Source organism: Marinobacter sp. PE14 (genome assembly GCF_053566155.1).
This window is the reverse complement of record NZ_JBQXNY010000005.1, coordinates 205,315-217,617: the sequence shown is the minus strand read 5'-3', so window position 1 is coordinate 217,617 and position 12,303 is coordinate 205,315. Positions and strand designations below refer to the sequence as shown.

Below are 12,303 nucleotides of genomic sequence, written 5' to 3'. Positions count from 1 at the left end.
ATGACCCACAATCTTATACGGAAATTGCTGATTATTGGTCTCTGTTCTCTTTTCTCAGCCGCCGCGACCGCGCAAACGTTCATTTTTACGGCAATACCGGACGAAGATGAAACCAAGCTCGTCGAGCGTTTTCGCGGCATTGCGGACTACCTTTCCGAGGAACTGGATGCCGATGTGAAGTATATCCCCGTGAAATCCTATGCGGCTGCCGTTTCCGCCTTCCGGAATAACCAGGTGCAGCTGGCGTGGTTCGGCGGCCTGTCGGGTGTTCAGGCGAGATCACTTGTACCCGGTTCGCAGGCGATCGCACAGGGCACTGAAGACCAGGCCTTCTACGTCTATTTTATTGCTCATGAAAGCACCGGCCTGGATCGTCAGGATAGCCTGCCAGAAGATGTGCGTGGTAAGACCTTTACCTTCGGATCAAAGGGCTCAACGTCGGGACGATTGATTCCGGAGTACCACATCCGCGAAACGTTTGGCGAAGCACCTGAAGATGTCTTTTCTCGGGTCGGCTACAGCGGCAACCACACTCGCACCCTTCGTCTGGTCGAGTCCGGCACCTACGAAGTGGGCGCGATGAACTTCGCGGTCTGGGAAAAAGAACTGGAAAACGGAAACATTGATACCGACGCCGTGAAGGTTATCTGGAAAACACCCGGGTTCCCGAATTACCAATGGAGCATCCGTGGCGACGTGGATGAAAACTACGGCGAAGGCTTTACCGATCGCGTTCGCGAAGCCCTGCTCTCGCTTGATGATCCCGAGCTGCTTGAGAGCTTCCCGCGTTCTGATTTTATTCCCGCTTCAAACGACGATTATGAGCCGATTCGCAAAGTAGCGAAAGAAATCGGAATCATTGATTGATGTCAGGCTTTGATCTCTCAGGCCTGACGGCCTCTTTTGGGGGTGAGCGGGTAATCGGGCCCCTCACCCTCAAGGTAAAGGAAGGAGATCAGGTTGCCCTGGTCGGTAAGAGTGGTGCAGGTAAATCCACTCTTATCCGGCTTATTCACCAGCGAGTGGATGGCCAGTCATCTCTTGTGCCTCAGGAGCTTGGCCTGGTAAACGCCCTTCCTGTGTTTCACAACGTTTTCATGGGCCAGCTCGACAAGCATGCCACCTGGTACAACACCATTACCCTTGTGCGGCCATTCAAACAGGACAGAAAACAGGTCCTGGAGCTTCTGGACGCATTGAGAATGTCTGAAAAACTCTGGATTCCCACAGCTTCGCTCTCGGGCGGGCAGCGTCAAAGGGTGGCCATTGCCAGAGCCCTTTATCGCAACGCCCCGGTCTTATTGGCAGATGAACCCATCTCCGCACTGGACGGCCCCATGGCGCATCACGTTATGCAATTGCTGCGAGATCGCTTCAAAACCAGTGTTATCGCTCTTCACGATGTGGAAATGGCGATGAAGTACTGTAACCGCATTGTTGGCATACAGAATGGGCAGGTTGCCCTTGATGAGCCTACTGACCAATTGGCGGCCGCAGACATCATGTCGCTGTATTAGGATCTGTCAAGCGATGCTCTCCTACCCAACGGTTCGCACCAGCCTGATCTTTCTTGCTATTGCGCTTGTGGGGCTCTTGTTTGCCGATATTGCGATCACCGCAAACAATCCCTGGCGGGATCTGGGCAACTTTTTCCTGGGTGTACTCACTCCGAATTTTTTCAGCAGCGAAGGTCTTCTTACCGCCTTATTGCGAACAGTGGCCTTCGCCTTTGTTGGGGTGACCGTTGGCGGGGTTTGCGGATTTTTTCTGGCTCTCGTGTACCGATTCCTCCCGGTGCGAGTGTTCTGCGCTTTCATCAGGGCGATTCATGAGCTCTTCTGGGCTCTTATTTTTTTGCAGTTTTTCGGTTTCCACCCCCTGACGGGCGTGTTGGCGATCGCGATACCTTATTCCGGCATCTTCGCCAAGGTTTACTCCGAGATTCTCGATGAAGCTGACCCGGAACCGGGCAGGCTCTTGCCACCGGGAACAGGAACTATCGCGGCCTTTCTGTATACCAGGATTCCCGATTGCTGGGTCCAGTTGAGAACCTACACCGCCTATCGCCTGGAATGCGGGCTGCGTTCGAGTGCCATACTCGGATTTGTGGGCCTGCCAACTCTGGGGTTTTATCTGGAAACCTCTTTTTCCCAGGGGATGTACTCCGACGCCGGCGCAATGTTGATCCTCTTTTACGTGCTCATTGCCACAATTCCCCTATGGGTAAGACCCAAGTTGTTACCCGTGTATATCGTGGGGGCGCCGTTTTTCCTTGGCGATGGCTTGCCCATCGTCTGGGGTAATGTTGAACGGTTTTTCACCGAGGACATTGTCCCCAGCCCACTCAGGGATGGAGAGGGCCTGGCCGGCCTTTTACCGTGGCTGAATGAACTGATGATCGAGCAGGCACTGCCCGGCATCTGGAATACTGTGATTCTCACTCAGATTGCGCTGGTGGCCACGGGTATCCTCACGCTGCTAGCGTTCCCCCTGATCTCAAATCACTTTGGCGGCCCGATACGTCGAACCTCCGGCCATATTTTTCTGGTAATTGCCCGATCAACCCCTGAGTACATCCTGGCCTACATACTCCTGCAGCTCTGGGGACCTTCCATGCTTCCTGCGGTGGTTGCATTGGCCCTTCACAATGGCGGCATCATAGGCCACCTGATTGGCCGGCAAACCAACACGATCCGTTTGAGATCCGATGCTCCCAAAGGCTTTAATCGCTATAGCTGGGAACTCGTGCCCCGGGTCTACCGATCATTTCTGGCGTTTCTGTTTTATCGCTGGGAAATTATCATGAGAGAAACCGCCATCCTTGGTATTCTCGGCATCTACACCCTTGGCTTTTACGTTGATAGCGCTATACAGAGTATCCGGTTCGACCAGGCAATGGTTCTGATCCTGATAACGGCCATGCTTAACATCGGCGTAGACATCCTCGGCCGCTATATTCGCCGCAAGCTGGCCTTGCAGACCATGCCCACCTGCTAACCCACACTGCGATCCCCATCACAGTTCCGTCATTCCGGCCAACGCTAAACCGGTAATTGGCGACCGGTTGGCGGTATCGTGTGGATACATTCCGTTACACTCTGATCACCTATTGCAACATTCAGAGTTCTGGTGATGATGGTTAACGGGTTGATTCTCCTCATTCAGGTCGGGCTGCTGGCGCTGCTTGTCCTGTTAGCTTTGCGGGTTATCTCGCTGGTGCGTTCTGAACCCATGGCCGTTGGCCACCAGGAAATCTGGCGAGCAAAGAAAGACCCGGTGGGTACCGACCTGCCCTCAAACAGTTCCGAATGGCCGGTTGCCAGCAGAAAGCCGGTCACTGAAGCTGCTCCGGACCGGGCTGAGCTCATCACCGGACTGCACATTCTGGCTGGCCTTCAGGAACGGGATTGTCGTGTAAAGGGTCTGGCGCTATCGAGCGCACCGGAGGCGGTCAAAGCCTACGCCACGGCGTGGCTGTACGGTGCCGGGTGCGCCCTGAGCGACAAAGGCAGTCGGCATTCCGAGGAACTGGCCGGGATGGTTGCCCAGACCATCAATCGAAAAACGGGGATTCGGCAACCGGAGGCGATGCAGGCGATCAGCACATTAACAGACAGTGCGGTTTACCTCGCTTGCTTCCGGGCGGGTCTGGAGGGTGCGGAGTTCTGGCGATACAACCATTTCGTACCGCCCACGTCGAGTCTTTACGACGCCATTACTGCCAACGCGTTTATTTAGCAGCCTGTCTGTTTGCGGTTTCAAGTACCCAGTCGGTACCCAGGGCAACGGGTTCCGCATGATCCTGCTCGTCCACTCGGGTTCCGGTTATTTCAGGCCGGCTGAAGCCGCCATCATCCGTATTGGCCATGCTGTCCACATCCACCGAACGGACCACATAGGTTTCACCGCCGGCCAGTACTTTCGCACGATGAGTCAATCCGAAAACAAACCGGCAGTAATCAAGCTTTAGCTGAATCAGATCCTGTTCGGCTTTGCGAATTTTTCTGAGCAGAACCTTCTGAACGCTATCTCCGTAATCCATCACGTTGTCCCTGCTAGTGGCGATGAAATGATTTTACACAATCCCGGCCCATTGTCAGCCGAAGGGTACCCGGCTCACCGGTCCCGGCGTCATTCGGCCTGAAAAACCAGCTTCACCGGAATGTTTTTGATGGGCTCCTGGCCTTGCTGCAGATCAATGCGCCAGGTCATTGTGGCATCCACGGTGCAAAACGGCGCTGTGAAGCGGGCGGAGTATTGGTTTTCAGCCTGTTTGCCGAGTGGCACCGGGTACTCGCCCATGTACATGGACTCGCCCCGGAGAACGGCCAGAAAGCGCTCCGGACGTTCCGGCGTGGCAACGGTAAGCTGGTATTCGGTGCCCTGAGCGCCCACGTCCAGGGTGCTGAGGGCAACCTGCCAATCTCCGGCCCCGCTTGACCATTGGCATGGACCACTTTCCAGCAGATCACACTGAACGGTCTGGCTTTCTCCGCCGGGCTTTTCGCCTGTGTCTCCGAGCAGACGCCAACCGAACACACCGGCAACAACCGCAGCCAGAATCAATCCTGTAACAGCAATAGCGCGTAACATAACCGCATCCCGAACAAACCTGGCCGGCATTATGGGGTTTTCTCCGGCCCAGGCAAAGGTTTCTAAACTGGCGCTACTCATGAGAAAATACCGCGCCTTCAATTCGACCCATTCTGACCACAGGACACGCCCGTGCAGCCGGATATTTCCGTAAAGCACCTGAGCAAGGTATATGGCGACGGTTTTCAGGCCCTGAAAGACATTAACCTGGACATCCGCCGTGGCGAGATCTTCGCCCTCCTCGGCCCCAATGGCGCTGGCAAGACCACGCTCATCAGTATCATCTGCGGTATCGTCAATGCCTCCTCCGGACAGGTAACGGCCGCCGGTTACGACATTGTCAAAGACTACCGCAAGGCCCGCGAGACCATCGGCCTGGTGCCACAGGAACTCAACACCGATTCATTCGAGACGGTCTGGAATGCCGTTTCCTTCAGTCGTGGGCTATTCGGCAAGGCGCCGAAACCTGCGCACATCGAGAAAGTCCTGAAAGATCTTTCTCTGTGGGACAAGCGCAACAACCGGATCATGTCTCTCTCCGGTGGCATGAAACGCCGCCTGATGATTGCCAAGGCGCTCTCCCATGAGCCCCAGATACTGTTTCTGGATGAGCCCACGGCCGGCGTCGACGTTGAGCTGCGCCGGGACATGTGGGAAATGGTACGCAAACTTCGGGAACATGGCGTGACCATCATCCTGACCACCCACTACATCGAAGAAGCCGAGGAAATGGCGGATCGCATCGGTGTCATTCGCGGTGGCGAGATCATTCTGGTCGAGGACAAGGCCCAGTTGATGACCAAGCTGGGCAAGAAAGAGTTGCGACTGCAGCTGCAGCACAAACTGGACAAAGTGCCCGGAGAACTCACTCTGGAGCCGATAGAGCTGTCAGAGGATGGTTACGAGCTGATATACACCTTCGATTCCCAGCGAGAGCAGGCAGGGGTAACCCGATTGCTCCGCACGCTTGGCGATCTCGGTATCGAATACCGAGACCTTCAAACCCGCGAAAGCTCCCTTGAAGAGATTTTTGTCGGCCTGGTGCACGAGTAAAGCTGCCGGCTATTCTGGAGAAAAGCATGAACCTGTACGGTATCCGCGCAATCTACAATTTTGAAATGGCCCGCATGAAGCGCACCGTGATGCAAAGTGTGCTCTCGCCGGTTATCTCCACCTGCCTGTATTTCGTGGTGTTCGGCTCAGCCATCGGCTCGCGGATGGGCGACATCGACAACATCGCCTACGGCGCTTACATCATCCCCGGCCTTGTGATGCTTTCACTGCTGATGCAGAGCATTTCCAACGCCTCCTTCGGGATCTACATGCCCAAGTTCTCGGGCACGATCTATGAAGTGCTCTCTGCACCGGTCTCCTATGTGGAAGTGGTGCTCGGCTATGTCGGTGCCGCTGCCACCAAGTCCATCATTCTGGGGCTAATCATTCTGGCAACCGCCAAGTTTTTTGTGGACTACGACGTACTGCACCCCTTCTGGATGCTCTCCTTCCTGGTGCTTACCTCGGTCACCTTCAGCCTGTTCGGTTTCATTATCGGCATCTGGGCCGACGGGTTCGAAAAACTCCAGATCGTGCCGATGATGATTGTCACACCCCTGGTCTTCCTTGGCGGCACCTTCTATTCAATCGACATGCTGCCTGACGTTTGGCAGACGGTAAGCCTGTTCAATCCGGTGGTCTACCTGATCAGCGGCTTCCGCTGGGCGTTTTACGGCGTGTCTGACGTTCACATTGCCATCAGTGTGGGAATGACCCTCATATTCCTCACGGCCTGCATGGTCGGCATCTGGTGGATTTTCAAGACCGGCTACCGGTTGCGCTCGTGACCTGCGCATCAAGCCCGGTTCGGGGGGCGGAAGTCTGGGCCCTCCTTGCAGCCAGCTTATTGCTCTACGGCTGCTCCTCGGGCATTGCAGCGCCTCAGGACGGCCTGCCGGTTGTGGAGGCCTGCTTTGTGTCTGCGTCGGGCGTAGTGCCAGTGCAACTCGAGATTGCCAGCACTTCCGAGCAACGCCAGAAAGGACTGATGGGCCGTACGTCCATGGCTCCCGATGCCGGGATGCTGTTTAAATACCGCGAGCCGAGATCAGCCAGCCACGGATTCTGGATGTACAAGACCCTGATTCCCCTCGACATCGCCTACCTGAACGAGGATGGCAAGATTGGCAGCATTCGCAAGATGGTGCCCTGCCCCTCGGCCAGCGGCTCCGGTTGCCCCACCTACCCGGCCGGTGTGCCATTCATCGAGGCCGTGGAGATGAACGCCGGCTTTTTCCTGGAACATGGAATCGGAACGGGCGACCGGCTTGCCATCGGAAAGGACAATTGCCCGGCAAATTAGGCCGGGCAATGTCTCAGCAACCGGTTCAGCTGTCCTGCCACTCTGGCTTGCGCTTCTCCAGAAATGCGCAGATACCTTCCTGGGCATCGTTCGCCATCATGTTGTCTGCCATCACCTTTGAGGTGTACTCATAAGCGTCCTCCAGCGGCATTTCCAGTTGCCGGTAGAAGGCTTCCTTACCAATCTTCAGAGTATGGCCAGACTTGTCGGCAATGGTACGCGCCAGCTTGTAAACCATTTCGTCCAGGTGCTGCTCATCAACAATCTGATTGACCAGTCCGATGCGTTCAGCTTTCACGGCACCAATCATCTCACCGGTCAGCAGCATTTCCATGGCGTGCTTGCGTGACACATTCCGGGACAGCGCCACCATCGGCGTGGAACAGAACAGCCCGATATTCACGCCAGGCGTCGCAAACCGGGCGGTATCGGCCGCCACGGCCAGGTCGCAGCTGGCCACCAGCTGGCAGCCGGCGGCGGTCGCAACACCCGCAACCCGCGCAATGACTGGCCGGGGCAGGTTCACGATCTGCTGCATCACCTTGCTGCACTGGTTAAACAGGGCCAGCTGGAATTCATGGCTATCGAACTGCTCACGCACTTCCCGGAGGTCATGGCCGGCACAAAACACGTTGCCATGAGCCGCAAGGACGACAACCCGCGTTTCCGAATCGGAGGCGATGATCTCCAGCTCTTCAGACAGTGCCTCAAGCATGGCCATGGAAAGGCTGTTCTTCTTCTCCGGCTGGTTCAGTGTAAGCGTGGTAATGCCATTTTCGCTGTACTTGTGCACCAGTTCTTTTGTTTGTTCAGTCATGTGGAAACTCCATTTGAATCGTTGCTGCGCCAAGCATTCTGCAAACTTACTCAGAGTATTGCTGACTGCGTCTATACTGTCGAAGCGACTTTTGTAGGATGCTCAGTTTTCAATGCCTTGCGGTTGTTATAGACCTCTGCTGCCCATAGGCTGTTGTTAGAAGCCAAAACTGCAGAGAGGAAGAACGCATGTCGAAATCGATAATCCTCAAAGCCATCTTCGCCATCGCGGTTATCGGCGGAGCAATCTTCATCATTGTAAAAGACGAGCCAGCAACACCGACCGGCGACATCAACAGCATCCAGCCGCTGCCGGAACAGGACAACCCATAAATTAACCGAACCAACACACCGGAACAGGCGAAGCCACGTTGCAGACAACCAGAATCAAAGGACTGACCATTGCAGCCCTGGGCGTGCTGTTTATCGTGCCCGATGCGTTGCTGGTGAAAATCACCTCTGTGGATCCTGTGGTATTTCTGTTCTGGCGCGGCCTGTTATTGGCGATCAGTTTTTTTGTGATCAGCTGGGCGCGATACCGTTCCCGGCTGGTGCCTGAAATTCGAAAATGCGGCCGTAAAGGCCTGTTCTGTGCCGGTGCCTTTGCCATCAGTACCCTCGGGTTTGTGGTTGGCATGAAGAACACAGCTGCGGGCAATGTGCTGGTCATCCTGAACACTGCGCCGGTCATCGCGGCCGTGATTGCCTGGGCGGTCTGGAAAGAGACGCTGCCTCTTCGCACCTGGGTGGTCATTCTGGTGTGCGTCACCGGCGCCACCTTCATGGCCGTGGGCGAATTCGGCAAGGGGGACCCTCTGGGCCTGCTGATGGCCGTGGTTGCCGCCACTGCCCTGGCCTCCAACCTCAACGTAGCGCGCTCCAAACCCGACAGCGATATGAGCGTGATGCTCATGTTCGGCGCGCTGGTGCTGGCAGGTGTTGCGGCATTGCTTGGTGGTGCGCAGATGCCCTCGGCCCGTGATTTCTTTTTTATCGCCCTGCTCTGTCTGGTGTTCCTGCCCACTGCGTGCATCCTGATCCAGATTGGCCCCCGCTATATTCCGGCGGCGGAAGTCAGCCTGATGCTGCTTCTGGAAACCGTGTTCGGGTCTTTCCTTGTTTGGCTATTCCTCGGAGAAGTACCGCCAAAGCTCAGCCTGGTAGGCGGTGTTATTGTATTCTCCGCCCTGGCGGTACACGGCTGGACGGAAGTAAGCCGGTACCGAAAAGCGCGGGTGGCAGTTGATTAACCCGGTTCCCGCGCGCGAAGATACGCGCTGATCAAAAACAAGGAACCGCAACAATGACCACCGTACCCAAGCTCACCGATGCCCTGTTGACCCTCGAAAACCGTGTCGCCACGCTTACTCTGAACCGTCACGACCTGCGCAATGCGCTGACCGGCTCAAACCTGATCGACGACATCGTGACCACCACGGAATGGGTAAACCAGTGCGAAGACGTGTCGGTTCTGGTGATCACCGGAGCGGGCTCTGCGTTCAGTGCAGGCGGCAACATCCGGGACATGGCCAACCGCAGCGGCGATTTTGCCGGCGACGTGGCCGAATGCGCCGACCGTTACCGCAAAGGCATCCAGCGCATTCCCCTGGCCCTGCAGAATGTGGAAGTGCCCATCATCGCTGCCGTAAACGGCCCGGCCATCGGCGCCGGCTTCGATCTGGCCAACATGGCGGATATCCGCATTGCCTCGGAAAGCGCAAAGTTCGGCGAAACCTTTCTAAACCTGGGAATCATTCCAGGTGACGGCGGCGCCTGGTTCATGCAGCGCCTGATCGGTTACCAGCGCGCCTTCGAGCTGACATTCACCGGCCGGGTGATCGACGCAGCCGAAGCAAAAGAGTTGGGTATTGTTCTGGAAGTGGTGCCAGCGGACGAATTGATGAACGCCGCCAATGCCATGGCAAGCCGCATGGCCAGCCAGCCACCGAAAGCCACACGCCTCACCAAACGCCTGATGAAAATGGCGCCGAGAATGGAACTGAAGGATTTCCTGGACGTGTGTGCGAACTTCCAGGGCATGTGCCATAACGAGCCGGAGCATCTGGAAGCGGTGAATAAAATGCTGGAGGCAATGTCGAATAAATAGTGGTGCTCCGGGCCGGAATCGAACCGGCACGACCTAACGGTCGAGAGATTTTAAGTCTCTTGTGTCTACCAATTTCACCACCGGAGCATTCGGGGAAGGTTTTGACGGGCAGAATTGTATAAGTCTGCGTGGGGTAACGCAATTCGGATTCTGCCCGCACTATCAGACCGCCGGGCCGGTCTCTACCGGGTTGATTGCCCTGCCCTTATAAATGTATCCCGCGATTTTCGGTGCCTTTGGGATGTAGAGGTTTTCCAGCTCCTGGATTTCAAAGCCGGCGTGGCGGATCAGGTCGGCAATGTGCCGGTTCAGGTGGCAACCGCCGGCCAGCTTTTTCCAGCCTGGGGTGATGCGGTTTTGCCATTTTCGCGTGCCATCGTGGGGCGATTCGCCGTGCTCCAGGAACAGGAGTTCACCGCCGGGTTTGAGCACTCGGCGCATTTGTTGAAGAGCGGCGTTCCAGTCGGGGATGGTGCAAAGCGTGAAGGTCAGCAGAACGGTGTCCACGGAGTTGTCGTCCAACGGGATTTTCTCCCCGGGCAAGTCCAGCCATTCCACCTTTATGGGAGTTCTTGCGAGGTTCGGCTGGGCCTTTCGACGCATGCCTTCTGAGGGCTCGAGGCCGTAGACCATGTCAACCTGGCCGGCGTTGTAGAACTCCATGTTGATAGCAGAGCCCATACCCACTTCCAGAACCACACCTTTGGCATGGGGAACCACCTGGCTACGAAGTTTCATCACCTGTCCCATTGAGCAGGCCCGGTCTATGATGTGAGGCAGTATTCTGTCTTCGTAAAAGCTCATCGGCATCACCATAATTGTTTTAAATCAAGGGTGCGACATTCGGCCCTATCGAATCTGCTACCATATTTAATAGCATAGTAACCATCTGCCGGTAATAACAATATAACAATCAGAGCTAAGGCAGCGGCTGAACGGGTTCGCTGGGCCCGTTTGTTATGATGTGAACGTTACCGGAGGGTTCCCATGGAACTTGATCCTCTCATCCTTTCGCGAATCCAGTTCGCGTTCGTGGTGTCATTTCACGCCATTTTTCCGGTGTTTACCATCGGCCTCGCTTCCTACATCGCGGTACTTGAGGGCCTGGCCTTCAAAACCGAGAATCCTGTGTGGGTGAAGCTCTCTGCCTTCTGGACCAAGGTGTTTGCCGTGGTGTTCGGCATGGGGGTGGTATCAGGCATCGTGATGTCGTTCCAGTTCGGAACCAACTGGAGTAATTTCGCCCAGGCCTCTGCCAATTTCCTTGGCCCAATCCTGAGTTACGAGGTGGTCACGGCGTTCTTCCTTGAGGCGGCGTTCCTTGGCGTGCTCCTGTTTGGTCGCGACAAGGTGCCCGCTGGTGTTCACCTGTTTGCCGCTATCATGGTTGCCACCGGCACCTTCATTTCGTCGTTCTGGATTCTCTCGGCGAACAGCTGGATGCAGACTCCGGCCGGCACCGAACTTCGCGACGGCGTGTTCTACGTCACTTCCTGGAGCGAGGCGATCTTCAATCCCTCATTCCCCTACCGATTCGCCCACATGGCACTGGCCTCCTTCCTGACCGGCGGCTTTGTGGTGGCCGGTGTGAGCGCCTGGTACCTGCTGCGCGGTCGCGAGGTTGAGGCCAACAAGAAAGCACTTTCCATGTGTCTGTGGCTGTTGCTGTTCATTGCGCCTGCCCAGGCAGTCCTGGGGGATTTCCATGGCTTGAATACTCTGGAGCATCAGCCGACCAAAGTAGCGGCCATGGAAGGTAACTGGGAAACCTCCCGCAACGTGCCGTTGCTGCTGTTTGCCATTCCCGATCAGGAAAACCAGCGCAACCTGTTTGAGATTGGCATTCCCAACCTGGCCAGTTTCATTCTCACCCATGAATGGGACGGTGAAGTGCCGGGTGTAAGCGCGGTTCCTGTTGACGAGCAACCACCCGTCGCAATCGTGTTCTGGTCGTTCCGCATCATGGTGGGCATTGGCCTGCTGATGATCGCCTTCGCGGTTACCGGACTGGTTCTGCGTGCCGGCGGTAGATACTGGCGCACCAACTGGTTCCTGCAGGGCATGCGCTTTATGAGCATTGCACCTTTCTTTGCGGTGCTGACAGGCTGGTTTGTGACCGAGGTAGGTCGGGCGCCCTGGCTGGTGTACGGCCAGATGACCCAGGCCGAGGCATTGACTCCCTCACTGACGGGCGGCATGGCATTGTTCACACTCATCGGCTATATCGTTGTGTACGCTCTGGTGTTCTCTGCCGGCGTGTATTACTTGATGCGCGTGTTGTATGTAGGTCTCGAAGACCAGGATGAAGACGAGCACGAGACAGATCGGCCGAAGCGTCCGTTCTCTGCCGCACACGTGCCTTTCGAAATTAATCACAACTCCGGCGATACTGTTGGTACTGCCAAGCCCGCAAACCAGGGAGGGCACTGAT

General features: G+C 56.1%; 15 protein-coding genes and 1 tRNA gene. 11 read left to right on the top strand and 5 right to left on the bottom strand.

The window, feature by feature from the left end; genetic code table 11:
- The 4 genes from ACWJ62_RS17060 to ACWJ62_RS17045 all read left to right on the top strand — a co-directional run bounded on the left by ACWJ62_RS17060 (position 1) and on the right by ACWJ62_RS17045 (position 3,738).
- A complete protein-coding gene (locus ACWJ62_RS17060) occupies positions 1–867 on the top strand; it encodes a putative selenate ABC transporter substrate-binding protein (RefSeq protein ID WP_273156830.1) in 867 nt (288 codons plus the stop codon).
- Complete coding sequence (locus tag ACWJ62_RS17055) at positions 867–1,517, top strand: ATP-binding cassette domain-containing protein (RefSeq protein WP_449287265.1); 651 nt, start codon at positions 867–869, stop codon at positions 1,515–1,517. Before ACWJ62_RS17060 ends, ACWJ62_RS17055 begins: the two co-directional genes overlap by 1 nt.
- A gap of 13 nt (positions 1,518–1,530) precedes the next feature.
- Positions 1,531–2,997 (top strand): PhnE/PtxC family ABC transporter permease, encoded by a 1,467-nt coding sequence (locus tag ACWJ62_RS17050; RefSeq protein ID WP_449287264.1) that lies wholly within the window; start codon positions 1,531–1,533, stop codon positions 2,995–2,997.
- Between the two features lie 135 nt (positions 2,998–3,132).
- Positions 3,133–3,738: a hypothetical protein gene (locus ACWJ62_RS17045; protein ID WP_449287310.1), complete on the top strand. Its 606-nt coding sequence runs from the start codon at positions 3,133–3,135 to the stop codon at positions 3,736–3,738.
- Here the strand turns inward: ACWJ62_RS17045 and ACWJ62_RS17040 are convergent.
- Entirely contained in the window at positions 3,731–4,042 is a 312-nt protein-coding gene (locus tag ACWJ62_RS17040; protein ID WP_449287263.1) for a hypothetical protein, read from the bottom strand. The genes ACWJ62_RS17045 and ACWJ62_RS17040 overlap by 8 nt on opposite strands.
- 89 nt (positions 4,043–4,131) lie before the next feature.
- Positions 4,132–4,623 (bottom strand): hypothetical protein, encoded by a 492-nt coding sequence (locus ACWJ62_RS17035; RefSeq protein ID WP_449287262.1) that lies wholly within the window; start codon positions 4,621–4,623, stop codon positions 4,132–4,134.
- A 102-nt stretch (positions 4,624–4,725) separates the two neighbouring features.
- On the opposite strand from ACWJ62_RS17035, the gene ACWJ62_RS17030 reads away from it, so the two are divergent.
- The 3 genes from ACWJ62_RS17030 to ACWJ62_RS17020 are packed head-to-tail and all read left to right on the top strand — an operon-like array spanning position 4,726 to position 6,949.
- Complete coding sequence (locus tag ACWJ62_RS17030) at positions 4,726–5,646, top strand: ABC transporter ATP-binding protein (protein WP_008171591.1); 921 nt, start codon at positions 4,726–4,728, stop codon at positions 5,644–5,646.
- A 26-nt stretch (positions 5,647–5,672) separates the two neighbouring features.
- A complete protein-coding gene (locus ACWJ62_RS17025) occupies positions 5,673–6,434 on the top strand; it encodes an ABC transporter permease (RefSeq protein ID WP_449287261.1) in 762 nt (253 codons plus the stop codon).
- The gene (locus tag ACWJ62_RS17020) at positions 6,398–6,949 is read left to right on the top strand and encodes a DUF192 domain-containing protein (protein ID WP_227507779.1); all 552 of its coding nucleotides are present in this window, start codon (positions 6,398–6,400) and stop codon (positions 6,947–6,949) included. The genes ACWJ62_RS17025 and ACWJ62_RS17020 overlap by 37 nt, the downstream gene beginning before the upstream one ends.
- A gap of 25 nt (positions 6,950–6,974) precedes the next feature.
- Here the strand turns inward: ACWJ62_RS17020 and ACWJ62_RS17015 are convergent, their stop codons facing one another.
- Entirely contained in the window at positions 6,975–7,766 is a 792-nt protein-coding gene (locus ACWJ62_RS17015; RefSeq protein ID WP_449287260.1) for an enoyl-CoA hydratase, read from the bottom strand.
- Between the two features lie 188 nt (positions 7,767–7,954).
- Between ACWJ62_RS17015 and ACWJ62_RS17010 the strand changes: the two genes are divergently transcribed.
- From ACWJ62_RS17010 to ACWJ62_RS17000, 3 genes are read left to right on the top strand one after another with little or no spacing between them, the layout of a single operon-like run.
- The gene (locus ACWJ62_RS17010) at positions 7,955–8,098 is read left to right on the top strand and encodes a hypothetical protein (protein WP_449287259.1); all 144 of its coding nucleotides are present in this window, start codon (positions 7,955–7,957) and stop codon (positions 8,096–8,098) included.
- 38 nt (positions 8,099–8,136) lie between these two features.
- Positions 8,137–9,015 (top strand): DMT family transporter, encoded by an 879-nt coding sequence (locus ACWJ62_RS17005; protein ID WP_053115334.1) that lies wholly within the window; start codon positions 8,137–8,139, stop codon positions 9,013–9,015.
- A gap of 53 nt (positions 9,016–9,068) precedes the next feature.
- Entirely contained in the window at positions 9,069–9,872 is an 804-nt protein-coding gene (locus ACWJ62_RS17000; protein ID WP_449287258.1) for an enoyl-CoA hydratase-related protein, read from the top strand.
- On the opposite strand, the gene ACWJ62_RS16995 is transcribed toward ACWJ62_RS17000, so the two are convergent.
- Both ACWJ62_RS16995 and ACWJ62_RS16990 read right to left on the bottom strand, forming a co-directional pair.
- Positions 9,873–9,959 (bottom strand) — tRNA-Leu (locus ACWJ62_RS16995). It lies immediately after the preceding gene.
- A 75-nt stretch (positions 9,960–10,034) separates the two neighbouring features.
- Positions 10,035–10,676 (bottom strand): class I SAM-dependent methyltransferase, encoded by a 642-nt coding sequence (locus tag ACWJ62_RS16990; RefSeq protein WP_449287257.1) that lies wholly within the window; start codon positions 10,674–10,676, stop codon positions 10,035–10,037.
- A gap of 183 nt (positions 10,677–10,859) precedes the next feature.
- Here ACWJ62_RS16990 and ACWJ62_RS16985 point away from each other — a divergent pair, with 183 nt between their 5' ends.
- Entirely contained in the window at positions 10,860–12,302 is a 1,443-nt protein-coding gene (locus ACWJ62_RS16985; protein WP_449287256.1) for a cytochrome ubiquinol oxidase subunit I, read from the top strand.
- Position 12,303: the final 1 nt, after the last annotated feature.